At 59.7% G+C, this 14,502-nt stretch carries 11 protein-coding genes and 1 tRNA gene; 7 read left to right on the top strand and 5 right to left on the bottom strand.

Features of this window, described 5'->3' with window-relative positions:
• Positions 1 to 84: 84 nt before the first annotated feature.
• Positions 85 to 1,779, bottom strand: coding sequence for a type IV-A pilus assembly ATPase PilB (pilB, locus tag PVZ72_RS09620; RefSeq protein WP_273861791.1), 1,695 nt, complete (start codon positions 1,777 to 1,779; stop codon positions 85 to 87).
• Between the two features lie 211 nt (positions 1,780 to 1,990).
• On the opposite strand from pilB, the gene PVZ72_RS09615 reads away from it, so the two are divergent.
• Positions 1,991 to 2,470: a pilin gene (locus PVZ72_RS09615; RefSeq protein WP_273861790.1), complete on the top strand. Its 480-nt coding sequence runs from the start codon at positions 1,991 to 1,993 to the stop codon at positions 2,468 to 2,470.
• A gap of 118 nt (positions 2,471 to 2,588) precedes the next feature.
• Here the strand turns inward: PVZ72_RS09615 and PVZ72_RS09610 are convergent, their stop codons facing one another.
• Positions 2,589 to 3,587: an SDR family oxidoreductase gene (locus PVZ72_RS09610; RefSeq protein WP_273861789.1), complete on the bottom strand. Its 999-nt coding sequence runs from the start codon at positions 3,585 to 3,587 to the stop codon at positions 2,589 to 2,591.
• Positions 3,588 to 3,877: 290 nt separating this feature from the next.
• On the opposite strand from PVZ72_RS09610, the gene PVZ72_RS09605 reads away from it, so the two are divergent.
• From PVZ72_RS09605 to cyoE, 6 genes are all read left to right on the top strand, one after another.
• A tRNA-Thr gene (locus PVZ72_RS09605) sits at positions 3,878 to 3,953 on the top strand.
• 406 nt (positions 3,954 to 4,359) lie between these two features.
• Complete coding sequence (gene cyoA, locus PVZ72_RS09600) at positions 4,360 to 5,283, top strand: ubiquinol oxidase subunit II (protein ID WP_133861286.1); 924 nt, start codon at positions 4,360 to 4,362, stop codon at positions 5,281 to 5,283.
• Between the two features lie 3 nt (positions 5,284 to 5,286).
• The gene (gene cyoB / locus PVZ72_RS09595) at positions 5,287 to 7,275 is read left to right on the top strand and encodes a cytochrome o ubiquinol oxidase subunit I (protein ID WP_158896248.1); all 1,989 of its coding nucleotides are present in this window, start codon (positions 5,287 to 5,289) and stop codon (positions 7,273 to 7,275) included.
• Between the two features lie 4 nt (positions 7,276 to 7,279).
• Positions 7,280 to 7,894 carry a cytochrome o ubiquinol oxidase subunit III gene (locus tag PVZ72_RS09590; RefSeq protein ID WP_133861288.1) on the top strand — a complete coding sequence of 205 codons (615 nt, stop codon included), beginning with the start codon at positions 7,280 to 7,282 and terminating at the stop codon, positions 7,892 to 7,894.
• Positions 7,894 to 8,232 (top strand): cytochrome o ubiquinol oxidase subunit IV, encoded by a 339-nt coding sequence (cyoD, locus tag PVZ72_RS09585; RefSeq protein ID WP_133861289.1) that lies wholly within the window; start codon positions 7,894 to 7,896, stop codon positions 8,230 to 8,232. The genes PVZ72_RS09590 and cyoD overlap by 1 nt, the downstream gene beginning before the upstream one ends.
• A gap of 11 nt (positions 8,233 to 8,243) precedes the next feature.
• Positions 8,244 to 9,131, top strand: coding sequence for a heme o synthase (cyoE, locus tag PVZ72_RS09580; RefSeq protein ID WP_252977194.1), 888 nt, complete (start codon positions 8,244 to 8,246; stop codon positions 9,129 to 9,131).
• A gap of 69 nt (positions 9,132 to 9,200) precedes the next feature.
• Here cyoE and PVZ72_RS09575 read toward each other — a convergent pair whose 3' ends face one another.
• From PVZ72_RS09575 to PVZ72_RS09565, 3 genes are read right to left on the bottom strand one after another with little or no spacing between them, the layout of a single operon-like run.
• Positions 9,201 to 13,109 carry a pilus assembly protein gene (locus PVZ72_RS09575; RefSeq protein ID WP_273861788.1) on the bottom strand — a complete coding sequence of 1,303 codons (3,909 nt, stop codon included), beginning with the start codon at positions 13,107 to 13,109 and terminating at the stop codon, positions 9,201 to 9,203.
• A complete protein-coding gene (locus tag PVZ72_RS09570; protein WP_273861787.1) occupies positions 13,106 to 13,711 on the bottom strand; it encodes a pilus assembly PilX family protein in 606 nt (201 codons plus the stop codon). The genes PVZ72_RS09575 and PVZ72_RS09570 overlap by 4 nt, the downstream gene beginning before the upstream one ends.
• A complete protein-coding gene (locus PVZ72_RS09565; RefSeq protein ID WP_273861786.1) occupies positions 13,708 to 14,502 on the bottom strand; it encodes a PilW family protein in 795 nt (264 codons plus the stop codon). Before PVZ72_RS09565 ends, PVZ72_RS09570 begins: the two co-directional genes overlap by 4 nt.

Genomic DNA, 14,502 nt, shown 5'->3' with positions numbered 1-14,502 from the left:
AACAAGACGCATGGACAGCAACTATCAGACGCACCGTTCCAGTCTCCTCTCCTTCAAGGAGAGGGCTAGGGTGAGGGAAAGCCCCTAGTCCTTGGTCACCCGATTGATCTCCTCCAGACTGGTAATCCCCTGCATCGCCTTCACCAGTCCTGACCGCCGCAGATCATTGAAACCCTCTGTGCGCATCCGCGCCGCGATCTCGATGGAGTTGCCTTCCTCCATGATCATCTGCTGCAGCGCTGGCGTGACCTTCACCACCTCATAGATCCCCACTCGCCCGCGATACCCCGCATTGCAGTCCTCGCAGCCGATAGGCTGATAAAGGGTGAAGCTGCCGATCTCTTCCTCGCGAAAGCCTTCGGCCAATAGGGCCTCACGCGGCACCTCATGGACTCTCTTGCACTTGTTGCACAGCTTGCGCGCCAGTCGCTGGGCGATGATCAGATTGACCGAGGTCGCCAGGTTGAAGGCGGGCACCCCCATGTTGCGTAGACGCGTCAGGGTTTCCGCCGCGCTGTTGGTGTGCAGGGTCGACATCACCATGTGACCGGTCTGAGCCGCCTTGATGGCGATCTCCGCCGTTTCCAGGTCCCGAATCTCACCGACCATGATCACGTCGGGATCCTGACGCAGAAAGGCCCGCAGCGCCTGGGAGAAGTCGAGCCCCTGACGCGGGTTGACGTTGACCTGATTGATGCCTTCCAGGTTGATCTCCACCGGATCCTCGGCAGTGGAAATATTGATGTCTTCGGTATTGAGGATATTGAGGCCGGTATAAAGAGAGACCGTCTTACCCGAACCGGTCGGCCCAGTCACCAGGATCATCCCCTGTGGCTGCTTGAGTGCCTGCAGGTAGAGTTCCTTCTGCACATCCTCATAGCCCAGTGCATCGATCCCCATCTGGGCGCTGGAGGAATCCAGAATCCGCATCACGATCTTCTCACCCCAGAGGGTGGGCAGAGTGTTGACCCGGAAGTCGATGGACTTGGTCTTGGACACCTTGAGCTTGACCCGGCCGTCCTGGGGCTTGCGGCGCTCAGAGATATCCATATTGGACATCACCTTGAGCCGCGCCGATATCCGTGACACCAGCTGCACCGGCGGCCGCGCCGCCTCGTGCAAAACCCCGTCGGTACGGAAGCGTACCCGGTACATCTTTTCATAGGGCTCGAAATGCAGGTCGGATGAGCCCTTCTTGATGGCATCCAGCAGCATCTTATTGACGAACTTCACTACGGGCGCATCGTCAGCATCGGTCCCAGCCACCGCCTCTTGAGGCCGCTCTCCGCCCTCAGCTTCCAAATCGAGATCAAGATCGGACAACTCAAGCCCACCGGTTCCCGTATCGAGGTACCGCTCGATCGCTTGGTGCAGCTTGTCATCCTCGACCAGCACCACCTCCACCGCCAGCTTGCTGCCAAAGGAGACGTCGTTGATGGCCTGCTGATTGGTCGGGTCAGAAAGGGCGATGAAGAGCTTGTTGCCTCTTTTGCTCAGAGGTAGGAAGTGATGCTGCTGCATCAGCTTCTCGTTGACGATGTCCTTGGGCAACTGCTCCTTGTCAATAGCCGCCAGATCGAGAAAAGGTACGCCGAACTCCTGAGCGGCCAGCTCAGCTAGGGGCCGGCTTTGCACCAGCCGCTGCTGAACGAGATAGGTCACCAGCGGCACCTTGGCCTGCTTGGCCTTGACCACCGCCTGCTGCGCTGCCGCCTCCGCCAGCAACTGCGCATCCACCAATTGCCGCGCCAGCCCAGTCAGCATCACCGTCTCGTTCATCTTCATTCCTACCCTTAGCTATAGCAGGCGTTATAGCACCCCCTAGACCGCCCGCAAAATGGCGCCAGACAGCTGACATTTTTTGTCATCACCTGCCCCTTTGTTGACGCTGGCACAGAGAAAACGTGCTGCAGTCGCCACTTTTCTTTGGCACGACCTATGCTTAAGCAGTGACAGGCACGTTGGCCTGATCCAACCTCGGAGATTTGGAATGAAAGCTCAAAAAGGCTTTACCTTGATTGAACTGATGATCGTGGTCGCGATCATTGGTATTTTGGCTGCGATTGCTATTCCGCAATATGCCAACTATACCCAAAGAACCAAAGTAGCAGGGGCTGTAGCTGGCACAACCGCTTATAAGACCGCCGTAGCATTGTGCTACCAGAATCTAGGAACGCTTACCGGCTGCAGCGCTGGGACTAACGACATCCCTCCTGCTATTGCATCTGGAAACGCCGGCGCAACAATCAACTATGTAGATGAACTCTCTGTAACAGACGGCATTATGACCATGACGACTACGGGCACTACCAGTAGCGGAGCAAAAATGCAGATTGTTAGTACGCCCTCGGTAACCACCGCTGGAGCCAACAATACCACTGTAGCCCAAGGAGCAATGAAATGGACCCTTTCTGGCTCTGGGTGCGCAGCCACCACGCCAGGTAGAGGAATAAACTGCTCTGTAAACTAAAACTGAAGCAAATATATGGTTAAAAGCGCCTATAGGTTAGGCGCTTTTAACAGACACAAAACACTCATATGGCCCTACACCTTAGCCCATTAATCTTTTAACCCATATTCGTCATCTCTTACGGCATCCCCTTCCCCCCAAAAGCCCCCACCACAGTCCCCGTACTAAAACTCGCATTCTCTTCGGCCAGCGCCACATACAACCCCGCCAACTCAGCCGGCTGCCCTGCCCTGCCTAGCGGCGTGTCCTGACCGAATTCCTTCATCTGCCCTTCCAATTGCCCACCCGCTACCTGCAGCGGTGTCCACACCGGACCCGGTGCCACGGCGTTGACGCGAATGCCCTTCTTGGCCAATTGCTTGGCCATGCCCTTGGTGAGATTGAGGATGGCGGCCTTGGTAGAGGCGTAATCGATCAGCTCTTCACCGGGATCGTAGGAATTCACCGAGACGGTATTGATGATGCTGGCGCCCGGCGGCAGGTGAGGGATGGCTGCCTTGCTGAAACGGAAGACGTGATAGACGTTGGTCTTGAAGGTCCGGTCGAATTGCTCGTCGGTGATCTCGAGGATGTCCGCCTTGCTCTGCTGATAGGCCGCGTTATTCACCAGGAGATCCAGACCGCCAAGTTGCTGGATGGCCTTGTTTACGACGTCTTCGCAGGCCTCCTGGGTACGGATGTCAGCCGGCAGGGTGATGGCCTTGCGGCCGGTTTCGGTGATCAGCTTGACCACCTCCTGGGCGTCGGCCTCTTCGGAAGGGTGATAGTTGATGGCCACATCTGCCCCCTCGCGAGCGAAGGCGATAGCCACGGCGCGACCGATGCCGCTGTCGCCACCGGTGATGAGGGCCTTGCGCCCGGCCAGGCGACCCGAGCCGTGATAGCTGGTCTCGCCATGATCCGGACGTGGATCCATCTTGCTGGTCAACGCCGGCCATTCCTGGCGCTGCTCCTTGAAAGGCTCGTGGGTGTACTTGGTGCGCGGGTCCTGCAGTGGCTTGGCGGGACGAGTCGCGCTGGTGCCTTCCTGGGCGACGGCAGCGCCTGAAGCAGCGGCGGCGAGCCCGACGGCGGAGCCGACGAGTACGTGACGACGGGTAAGGGAGTAATCGGTCATCGGGGCTCTCCGCACTGGCAGCTATTTATAGGCAGGATCAAGGGATCGAAGCTGCGGCAAGACTGGATCCGCGAAGATTAGGTATGACTACTCGGGCAAAGGTTTCCAGAATGGACTCCGCCCTGACCGCTGACCTCTTTTCTCAAAAAATCGCGTCAAGCCGAGAAGCGTTAACGAATCGTGAAATCCGGGGCAGGCGGTAGTGCGACACATCGCCACAGGCCTTCATGCGCGCTCAGCGACCAGGCTTGCACAGCAGATAACCGAAGACTTATCATTAAAAGCTTCGTGCCGGTGTAGCTCAGTTGGTAGAGCGGCGCATTCGTAATGCGAAGGTCGTAGGTTCGACTCCTATCTCCGGCACCATCCTTCCGCTTCCTCCTCTTCTTGTCTTTTCAAAGCCTTCAAGGCCTTAGCCGCCTTGGGCCGCGCCTTTCTGCGCCCTTCCCCGACCTGAACCTTGCCAGCCGGACAACCGTGGAAGCCCGATCAAACTGGCGACTCCCCGTCCCTCGGCTACTCTTACCCAGCGCATGACAGTGCCTTACACCGCCTGATTTCGGCTTTCTTGACGGCCGGCAAGACCTGAACGGTGGCTGACCAAAGGGTCGAATATCCAGCCCCTCTGTGGCACCATACCGCGCTGCGAAATCCCGCAATTTCTGCAATCCATCAGTCTGCCGCACGGATGCCTGTCCGTTGCGGAGCATGAGGCTGGCGACAGGCACGTTGAGAGAATAACCACGATGAGCCGCTCTACTGAGGTCGTGAGATGAAACTAACGAAGTATCTAAAACCAACCGGTTGGCTTCTGGCCGGTGCCGCCGCGCTGCTGCTCAGCGGGTGTGACGCCGTGCTGCTGGATCCGAAAGGCTCCATCGGCGTGCAAGAACGCAACCTCATCTACACAGCGTTCGGCCTCATGCTGATCGTGGTGATCCCGGTCATCGTGATGACCTTCCTGTTCGCCTGGAAGTACCGCGCTACCAACAAGGAAGCCAAGTACACCCCGAACTGGGCCCACTCCTACAAGATCGAAGCCGTGGTCTGGCTGGTCCCCCTGGCCATCGTGGTGTTCCTGAGCATCCTGTCCTGGAAGACCTCCCACGAACTGGATCCCTTCAAGCCGCTCGATCATCCCGAGCAGCCGCTGGTGATCGAAGCGGTCTCGATGGACTGGAAATGGCTGTTCATCTATCCCGAGCAGGGCATTGCCTCGGTGAACGAGATCGCCATCCCGGTCAATCGTCCGGTGCAGTTCAAGATCACCTCCGAGTCGGTCATGAACACCCTGTCCATCCCGGCCCTGGGCGGCATGATCTACGCCATGTCCGGCATGCAGAGCCAGTTGCACCTGATCGCCGATCACCCCGGCGAGTTCGAGGGTCGCTCGGCCAACTACAGCGGCGCCGGCTTCTCCGACATGATCTTTACCGTGCACGCGGTACCCACCGCCGGCGATTTCGACGCCTGGGTGAACAAGGTCAAGCAATCGGGTGGCAAGACCCTGGATCAGGCAAGCTACACCGAGCTGGCCAAGCCCAGCGAGAAGCAGCCGATCGCCTACTACTCGACGGTCGAGCCGGATCTGTTCAGAACGGTCATCAAGAAGTTCATGAAGTCCGACTTCAGCAAGCAGACCGATCACGTGATGGACATGAGCCAGCACGGTGGTCAACACGGTACCGAGGAATAAGTTATGTTCGGTAAATTAACTCTGGCGGATATTCCGTATCACGAGCCGATCATTCTCGTGACGTTCGTTGTGGTCGCCCTGGGCGGCCTGGGACTCATCGGGGCGCTCAGCTATTTCGGCAAGTGGGGCTATCTCTGGAAAGAGTGGCTGACCACCGTCGACCACAAGAAGATCGGCGTGATGTACTTCATCGTCGCGCTGGTCATGCTGCTCCGTGGCTTCTCCGACGCCATCCTGATGCGTAGCCAGCAGGCCATCGCCTCTGGCGGCGCCGAGGGCTACCTGCCACCGCACCACTACGACCAGATCTTCACCGCCCACGGCGTGATCATGATCTTCTTCGTGGCGATGCCGTTCGTGGCCGGCCTGATGAACGTGGTGACACCGCTGCAGATCGGTGCCCGCGACGTGGCCTTCCCCTTCCTGAACTCGCTGAGCTTCTGGCTGTTCGTGGCCGGCGCCGTGCTGATCATGATGTCGCTGTTCGTGGGCGAATTCGCCGCGACCGGCTGGGTGGCCTATCCGCCGCTGTCAGGCATCAAGTACAGTCCAGGCGTAGGGATGGACTACTACATCTGGGCCCTTCAGCTTTCCGGTATCGGGACGACCCTGACCGGCGTCAACTTCTTCGTGACCGTGCTGAAGATGCGTACCAAGGGCATGACCCTGATGCGCATGCCGATCTTCACCTGGACCTCGTGGTGTACTGCCATTCTGATCATGGCGGCCTTCCCGATCCTGACCGTGACCCTGGCACTGCTGACCCTGGACCGTTACCTGGGCTTCCACTTCTTCACCGCGGAAGCCGGTGGCAACCAGATGATGTACACCAACCTGATCTGGGCCTGGGGCCACCCCGAGGTATACATCCTGATCCTGCCGGCCTTCGGCGTGTTCTCGGAAGTGACCTCCACCTTCAGCAAGAAGCGTCTGTTCGGCTATGTATCGATGGTCTGGGCGACGGTAGCCATTACCGTGCTGTCCTTCATCGTCTGGCTGCACCACTTCTTCACCATGGGTTCGGGCGGTAACGTCAACGCCTTCTTCGGCATCGCGACCATGATCATTGCGATCCCGACGGGGGTGAAGATCTTCACCTGGCTGTTCACCATGTACCAGGGTCGTATCCAGTTCACCTCGCCGATGCTCTGGACCCTGGGCTTCATCGTGACCTTCAGCATCGGCGGCATGACCGGCGTACTGCTGGCGGTACCGGGTGCGGACTTCGTGCTGCACAACAGCCTGTTCCTGATCGCCCACTTCCACAACGTGATCATCGGCGGCGCCGTGTTCGGCTACTTCGCCGGCATGATCTACTGGTTCCCGAAGGTATTCGGCTTCAAGCTGAACGAGAAGCTGAACAAGCAGGCCTTCTGGTGCTGGCTGATCGGTTTCTATGTCGCCTTCATGCCGCTGTACATGCTGGGCTTCATGGGCATGACCCGTCGTCTGAACCACTACGACAACCCTGACTGGCACCCCTTCCTGGTGACCGCCGCCATTGGCGCCGGCATCATCGCTCTGGGCATCCTCAGCCAGCTGTGGATGTTCTACGTCAGTATCCGCGACCGCAATCTGCCGGAAAACGTGGACGTGACGGGCGATCCGTGGGATGGCCGTACCCTGGAATGGTCGACCTCGTCGCCGCCGCCCTTCTACAACTTCGCTGAAGTGCCGGAAGTGCACGACATCGACGCCTACTGGGGCATGAAGGAAAAAGGCATCACCGAGAAGAAGGATGCGGACTACAAGAAGATCCACATGCCGCGCAACACCGCTGCCGGCATCGTGATCAGCTTCTTTGCTCTGATCCTCGGCTTCGCCCTGATCTGGCACATCTGGTGGCTGGCCATCGCCAGCTTCGTGGGTTGCATCGTCAGTGCGGTCGTCCGCAGCTACGACGACGATGTCGACTACTACGTACCGGCGGAAGAAGTGGCGCGAATCGAAACCGCGCGCATTCAGTCCCTGGCGAAATTCAAGCAGGCCTAATCCAATGGCGAATCAAGTTATGCATAATGAAGTCGCCCATGCCGAGGAGCATGGGCACCACGACGCCGGATCGATGAAGACATTCGGCTTCTGGTCCTACCTGATGACCGACTGCATTCTGTTCGGGACGCTGTTTGCGACCTATGCAGTCCTGAGCGGGGCCCATGCCGATGGCCCCTCCCAGAAGGACATCTTCGAACTGTCGTTCGTCCTGGTCGAAACCTTCCTGCTGCTGTTCTCCAGTATCACCTACGGCTTCGCCATGATTGCTCAGCACCATGGCAGCAAGGGTGGCGTTCTGGGCTGGCTGGCGGTCACCTGGCTGTTCGGTGCCGGCTTCATCGGCATGGAAGTCTATGAGTTCCATCACCTGATCGAAGAGGGCTACGGTCCGGATCGCAGTGCCTTCCTGTCGTCGTTCTTCGCGCTGGTCGGTACCCACGGTCTGCACGTGAGCTCGGGTCTGATCTGGATGATCGTGCTGATGCTGCAGGTCGCTTCCAAGGGCCTGACCACCACCAACGTGACCCGCCTGTCGTGCCTGAGCCTGTTCTGGCACTTCCTGGACATCATCTGGATCTTCGTCTTCACCATCGTCTATCTGATGGGGGTTCTGTAATGGCGCACGATCATAACGCCCACGGGCACACCGCCGAGAGCCATGGCACTTTCAAGAGCTACATGGTCGGCTTCATCCTGTCGGTCATCCTGACGGTCATTCCCTTCGGCCTGGTGATGTTCCCCACCTTCTCCAAGGGCGCGACCCTGGCGATCGTGGTGATCATGGCGGTGGTACAGCTGCTGGTGCACCTGTACTTCTTCCTGCACCTGAACACCTCCGAAGAGCAGCGTTGGAACGTGATCTCCTTTGGTTTCACCGTGGTCATCGTCGGTATCGTGGTCGTGGGATCCCTGTGGATCATGTACCACATGCACAACAACATGATGATCCACTGAACCGGGCCGACGTGATGATCAAGAAGTACCTTCTCGTGACGAAGCCGGGCATCATCTTCGGCAACCTGATCTCGGTTGCCGGCGGGTTCTTCCTGGCGTCCAAAGGGAGCATCGACCCGCTGTTGCTGCTGGCGACGGCGATCGGGGTGTCGTTGGTCATTGCTTCCGGCTGTGTGTTCAACAACGTGATCGATAGGGACATCGATCAGAAGATGGAAAGAACCTGCAATCGCGCCCTGGTCCAGGGCACGATCTCCTCGAAGGTGGCGCTGGCCTATGCCGCCCTCCTCGGCCTGGCCGGGGTGGGGCTGCTGTACGGGGCGACCAATCTAGTCGCCACCGCCTTCGCGGTGATGGGTTTCGTGGTGTATGTAGGGCTCTACAGCCTCTGGCTGAAGCGCACCTCGGTATACGGCACCCTGGTCGGCAGCCTGTCCGGTGCCGCACCGCCGGTGATCGGCTACTGCGCCGCCAGCGGCCAGTTCGACAGTGGCGCTGCGGTACTGCTGCTGATCTTCTGCCTCTGGCAGATGCCGCACTCCTATGCCATCGCCATCTTCCGTCTCAAGGACTACACCGCGGCCTCGATTCCGGTACTGCCGGTAGCCAAGGGTATCGCGGTGACCAAGCGTCACATCGTCTGGTACACCGTGGCCTTCATGGCCGCCACCCTGCTGCTGACCGTGCTCGGCTATGCCGGCTACGTCTATCTGGCAGTGGCCGCCGTGATCGGCGCCTGGTGGCTGCGCCTGGCCTTCATGGGCTATCAGGCCGAGAACGACGTGCAATGGGCACGCAAGCTGTTCGGGTTCTCCATCATCGCCATCACCGCCCTGAGCGTCATGATGTCGGTGGACTTCCAGATCCCGGGTGACGTGCTGCTGACCTACGCGCGCTGAGACGCACCGTTCCATGAAAAAGCCCGGCCTGGTGCCGGGCTTTTTCATGCCTGGGTGAAAGCACCTCCACTAGTCCTGGTTGGTGATGACGCGCCAGGTCTGACGGCGGCTGGCGGGCAGGTCACCCCGCAAGCCATTCGGCGCCTTGCCGTCGCTGCCATAGATCGCCGCGTCCGCCAGGGTTCCTTCCATGCTGAAACTGCCATCACCATAGACGAAGGGCACGATCCCACCGAGCAGACCATCGAGCTGGATACGCCCATAGACCGTATCCGTCCCCAGATTGAACAGGCCACTGTTATTGCCGCCGGTGTAGGGATCCAGGGCATAGAGGTAGGTGGTGACGCCGGCGGTACAGGCGTCGGTGCTGGGTATCAGGGAGCTCATCAACAGAGTGCCGCTGAATAGCTGGGGTTTGTTGATCACCAGCTCGCCATTCAAGGGCAGATTCAGATACCAGCCCTGTTTGCCATTGGTCGCCGTATTGGCGTCATAGCTGACCGACGTCGTGGAAAGGATGTTCGCCGTACTGCTGACGCTGGAACCGGTGGAGCTGGTGTAGCTGATGCGCTGATCGGCGCCCAGGGTCTGCTGCTGCAGACTGGCGATCGTCAGAACTGGAGTGCTGCTGGCCGCCGATCCATCGGTCTGGCGATCCCAGATGCCATAGAGGGTCATGGCCTTGCTGGTATTGGCCAGGGCATCGTTGGCCTCGAGATACTTGCCGGTACCAAAGAGCACCAGATGCCCCGTTCCACTCGGATGAGCCACGACCGCAGGACTGGCGGTGATCGGCTGGACCAGATTGGTGGTACCGGGCGCCAGGCTACTGGCCTGGGCGGTATAGAGGGGCCGCGCCCCGAAGGCGACACGGAAGTTGTCCGCTGCGGCCGTTGCGGTCAGGGAGGTACCGATCAGATCGAAGCGCCAAAGATTGCCGTGCAGGTCACCGGCATAGGCATAGTCGGCGATCAGGTCGCCGTCGACATCGGCCACGAACGGCGAACTCAGCCCATTGGGTGCCGCCACGTTATCGGTGGCGGGCAGCGCCTTGATCAGGCTGCCATCGGCCACGTTCATTACATAGAGCACGGCGTTGTCCTGGGCACTGTTGTAGCCATTGCTGACCACCACGCCCCAGCCGCTGGTATGCAGCCGGGTAATGACGGGTTGGGCGTAGGTGAAGCCCAGGTCCTTGTAGCTGGCGTCGGCGTCAGACTTTTCCCAGAGCAGCACCGGAGCATTGGGATTGGTGATGTCCAGCGCAAAGATGCCCCGCCCTCCCCCGCGCAGCGTGCCGATCAGTACCGTGCGCCAAGCCCCATTGAAATAGACGTCCCCCACCACCGGCGTATTGTCGACATAGGACTGATGCCCGCCGCCGTTGTAGCTGCGCTCGGTCAGCCGGTTGAGAGTGCCGATGACGCTGGGAACGAAGGCATAGACCTCCTGCCCCTGGTCGTTGAAGGCATGCAGCATGCCGTCATTGGCACCCACATAGATACGCCGCTCACGGGCTGCATTGGTAGTGCGGAACGTCGCGTAGGAATTGTCGCCAACGGTCGCGTTCATCAGCGCGATGGGACTATTGGGGCCGTCCACTACCACCGGTGAGGAATTCACGATGTCTCCGAGGATATGACTGCGCGGCCGGAACGACGGCGTAGCGCCAGGCGCCTCCTGGCCACGATCCCCACGCAGATAATCCACCCGGCGACTGCCATAGGTATCGGTGGTACCTCCGGAGGTCTTGTTGAGACTGAGTCGTTGATCGGTATTCAGATTCACCCAGGCGAAATCGGCTAAGGCGCCGCCCTTGGCCATATAGATCTTGCGAGTGCCGAAGACGGTGTTGCCTGCAGCGTACTTGCCATCGAGTTGTTGAGCGGCGCTCCAGATCCTCGTCTGGGTGGTTCCCGTGCGTTGGTACTTGATGACATCCCCGCTCCAGTCGGCATTGGAGAAAGACGGAACATAGGTGAAGAGCGCGTTGGTATCCCCTACCCGGGTGGGCGATACGGTCTGGCTGGCGCCGACGCTGGTGGACTGGGTGATCCGCGTGACGACCTTGCCAAGGGAGGTGATCAGATCGCTGGCGTTTTCCGCACTGAAGAACTCGCCCCGCGAATTGATCGCCGCGTGCCAGAGGTCGTAGACGTTGTTCTGGTTGACCGAGTTATCCGCCCCCGCCACAGGCCAGGGCGTAGTGCCTGCGGCCAAGCCAGCGTAGCCACCGGCGAAGGTATCGCCATCCCAATCGGGATTGATCAGCGCACTGCTCAAGCCGATACCTACGTAGAACCCCGTGAGATGCTGCCAGGTGGCGGGGTCATTGCGCGGATTCCAGTAGGGCGAAAGCGTATTGGGGCCCCGAACCTCGCTGTTGGTCACGGTATTGTAGGGCGGTACCTTGTTGTCGAGCCCGGGTTGGGCATCGGTGCGCCAGTAGAGAAAGGCCAGGTCTGCGAGAGTGCTGGAGGTGGTGTCTTGGAAGGGTGCCTGGGGTGAGTACTGCTGCCCGTCGGGGAGGGTCGCGGCAGAGCCGTCGGCGTTGCTGGAGGTAAAGGCCGAATTCCAGATCCCGTCCGTCACCACCAGACTATAGCTGGCGCGACAGCCATAGACAGGTGACTCGCTGCTACCTGGATCGTAGGCGTATGGGCTATTGCTCCCACTGGTCTTGAGCAGCTCGCCAACACGAGCAACCGCCTGGAGCAGCGGCGTGCTCTGGTTGTAATAGACATCACCGAGCCAGGTGAAGAAAGCCGCCCGGTGCGCACCAGCAAAGGGCCTCAGCCGATTGTCATAGGTCGTGGAGCTGGAGTTGCTGATGCCGCGGCAGTTGGCATTGGCCGTTACCAAGATGCAGCTGTCACTGGTACCTAATGCCTGCCAGCCAAGCCGGAGATTTTCCGAGGCATCCGCCAGGGCCAGGTTGGTCGCTGTCTGAGCGGCCAGGGCACGGCTGCGATAGAAGGAATACCAGTTAGCAAAGTTCTGCCGCTCGTCTGTGCCGTTAGGGCCCGAGGTTACGCCGACAGGTATCCGACGGTAGCAGTCCTCGGTCTGCAGAGAGGCGGGCAGACAATTAGCGAGAGTGGTGTCGTAAAGGTAATAATAAGCCGGGACACCTGCGATGGCCGTCGAGGTATTGGTATTGGCGGTGATAGTGTAGGTCACTGAGGAAAACACTCCACCCAGATCGTAATTTACGTTACGGGTGCAGGTGACGTTGCTGTAGGTGACTGATGCAGTATTGGCGATAGTGGCAGTACAGCCACCAGTGAGGGTCTGCCCTTTCAATAGGCGAGCGAGCAAAGACGAATCGCTGATGGATACTTGGGCGCCGTTGATGGACTCGGTAAAGCCGGCGCCTAAAAGGATGTCTAGTAACGTCAAACGACCGTAGCTAGAGCTGGTTCCTTGGAAGGTGCCGTTGCTTTTAAAATCCTGCGAAGGATTTTCCGCCAGCATGCTTGGGCTATTGTTCTGCAGCCCCGGATTTCCATAGGAGTTACCCCGCGCCACATCGGGATCTGTAGTAACCAGATTGGGGTTATAGCTCCAGCTCACGCGGTAGTCGGTGGCTAGATTGACGCTACCCAAGCCAGGTCGATAGCCATTCACATAGGCACTGGTAAAGCTGGTGGACAGTCGCGTACGGGTCAGCCCGCCCGTACTGCTGTAGCTCACCGCATAAGGCGCCGGATAGCTGATCGCCGGGTTGTAGTAGAGACTATTGAAGGCCGCCGATTTGGCACGGCGGGTTGGGCGGATGGCATCGGTATTGGAGGCATCCGGCACCACCGCCATCTGCATGCTGGTGGAATTGTCCAGGGTAACGAACAGATTGGGACCGACACTGTTGGTCAGAAACAGTGGCTGTTGGCTCAGATTCAGGGCCGCCGCCTGGGCCGCAGGTGCGGCCAGGGTCAGCAGCAGGGCCAGAGACCCGATGCCCGGTGTAGCTCGGCTCATGGCACCTCCAGGGCGACGACGCTCTGCAGAATCACCGGAAAGCGCTTACCGCGATCCTGGGCAACAGCGGTGATCCGAAACAGGTTGGTGGCTGGCGCCGAGACATCGACCGAGCTGCTACCTATGGCCGTCACTACCCAACGGGGTGTCTGGGCGAAGGAAGCGCTGCCATCGGAGCCGCGATAGGCGACGGTACGCGCCGTAGGATCGGTCCCGCTTGCCTGAAGCGCCGCTGCTGCCCAGGTCTGGGTCAGGGCACCTGTATTGAGATCGCTAGCCTTGGTCAGGATGCACAGGTCGCCGGTTGGCGCCTTGGCGAAGGCACTGCGTACCGCTGGCACGCTTTCCGAACAACTGGCGAAGCCGGCACTGAAGGCCGTGAAGGACGGTTGCTGACTGAGCGCCATCAATCGCCGCTCACCTTCGCGTAGCGCCGCTTCCGCGGCATTGAAGGCCTGGGTGTTTTCCAGAGCGGCACCGCCACTGCGCGCCTGCAGCAGCGTCTGACGCATGCTGGAGGCGGCCAGTAGCGACAACAGCAACAACATCACCAGGGCGATCAGCAAGGTCGCGCCGCGCTGCCTGCCAAGGACCGGGCTCATAGCGCAAGATTCCTCAGGGTGACGGTGCTTTGCAGTATCTGCATGGGTCGACTGGCGTCAGCGATCTGTAGCCCGGTCAAGGTCTGCCAATTGGTAGCCGTGTTACTGGTTACATCGCTGGTCAGCGCTTCAGTAGTGCTGAGCAACGCCGCGTAGCGCACGGCCGGAGCATCCGCCTTGGGTGGAATGGACCAGCGGAAGTCCTGCAGTCCCTGCACCAGCACCGCACGGCCCTTGGGTGTCAGCACGCCTCCACGCTCGCTCCAGACCGTGCAGCTGAGGGTGCCACCGCCAGGGGTATTGCCTGCCGTATAACGCAGCTTCAGCAAGACGTTGCCGCCCGCATTGAGATTCACCCGTGGGATGGGATTACCCAGGCAGTCCTGATCCTTGCTGTCCAGGGCGCCCTGATAGCGAATGCAAACTCCGGTGGGCGCGTTGGCGCTGTCCGTGGTCGCCCCAAAGGTGGCGCCGGCAGCGAAGGCAGGACAGCTGATGCCATCGGCATCGGCTACAGCACTGAGCGCCGGAAAGGCTGCCTGCAGGCTACCCTGATAACGGATTTCGGCGCGGAAGCCAGTTCGTGCGAGTTGCCGGTCGAGCAACTGCAAGGTCAGCTGGGCGTTGTTGCGATTGCCGGTCTGGCCCTGCTGGAAGAGAAAGCTGCGCTTGTTGTTGATATAGATCTGCGAAACGCCCAGCACCAGAAAGGTGCCAACGGTCAGGGCGATCATCATCTCGATGAGGGAAAAGCCCTGGTGCCGGCTACGCGCAAGAAGTCTAAGGCTCAT

The sequence above is a fragment of the Pseudomonas sp. LA5 genome, assembly GCF_028640825.1.
GTDB classification, from domain to species: domain Bacteria; phylum Pseudomonadota; class Gammaproteobacteria; order Pseudomonadales; family Pseudomonadaceae; genus Chryseomonas; species Chryseomonas aestiva.
This window is presented reverse-complemented; position numbering and strand designations above follow the sequence as displayed.

Bases quoted from the DNA above. Each gene is read 5' to 3' on its own strand.
- PVZ72_RS09610 (WP_273861789.1), bottom strand. From the start codon at position 3,587: ATGACCGATTACTCCCTTACCCGTCGTCACGTACTCGTCGGCTCCGCC.
- pilB (WP_273861791.1), bottom strand. From the start codon at position 1,779: ATGAACGAGACGGTGATGCTGACTGGGCTGGCGCGGCAATTGGTGGAT.
- PVZ72_RS09570 (WP_273861787.1), bottom strand. From the start codon at position 13,711: ATGAGCCCGGTCCTTGGCAGGCAGCGCGGCGCGACCTTGCTGATCGCC.
- PVZ72_RS09590 (WP_133861288.1), top strand. From the start codon at position 7,280: ATGGCGAATCAAGTTATGCATAATGAAGTCGCCCATGCCGAGGAGCAT.
- cyoA (WP_133861286.1), top strand. From the start codon at position 4,360: ATGAAACTAACGAAGTATCTAAAACCAACCGGTTGGCTTCTGGCCGGT.
- PVZ72_RS09615 (WP_273861790.1), top strand. From the start codon at position 1,991: ATGAAAGCTCAAAAAGGCTTTACCTTGATTGAACTGATGATCGTGGTC.
- PVZ72_RS09575 (WP_273861788.1), bottom strand. From the start codon at position 13,109: ATGAGCCGAGCTACACCGGGCATCGGGTCTCTGGCCCTGCTGCTGACC.
- PVZ72_RS09565 (WP_273861786.1), bottom strand. From the start codon at position 14,502: ATGAGCCTTAGACTTCTTGCGCGTAGCCGGCACCAGGGCTTTTCCCTC.
- cyoD (WP_133861289.1), top strand. From the start codon at position 7,894: ATGGCGCACGATCATAACGCCCACGGGCACACCGCCGAGAGCCATGGC.
- cyoB (WP_158896248.1), top strand. From the start codon at position 5,287: ATGTTCGGTAAATTAACTCTGGCGGATATTCCGTATCACGAGCCGATC.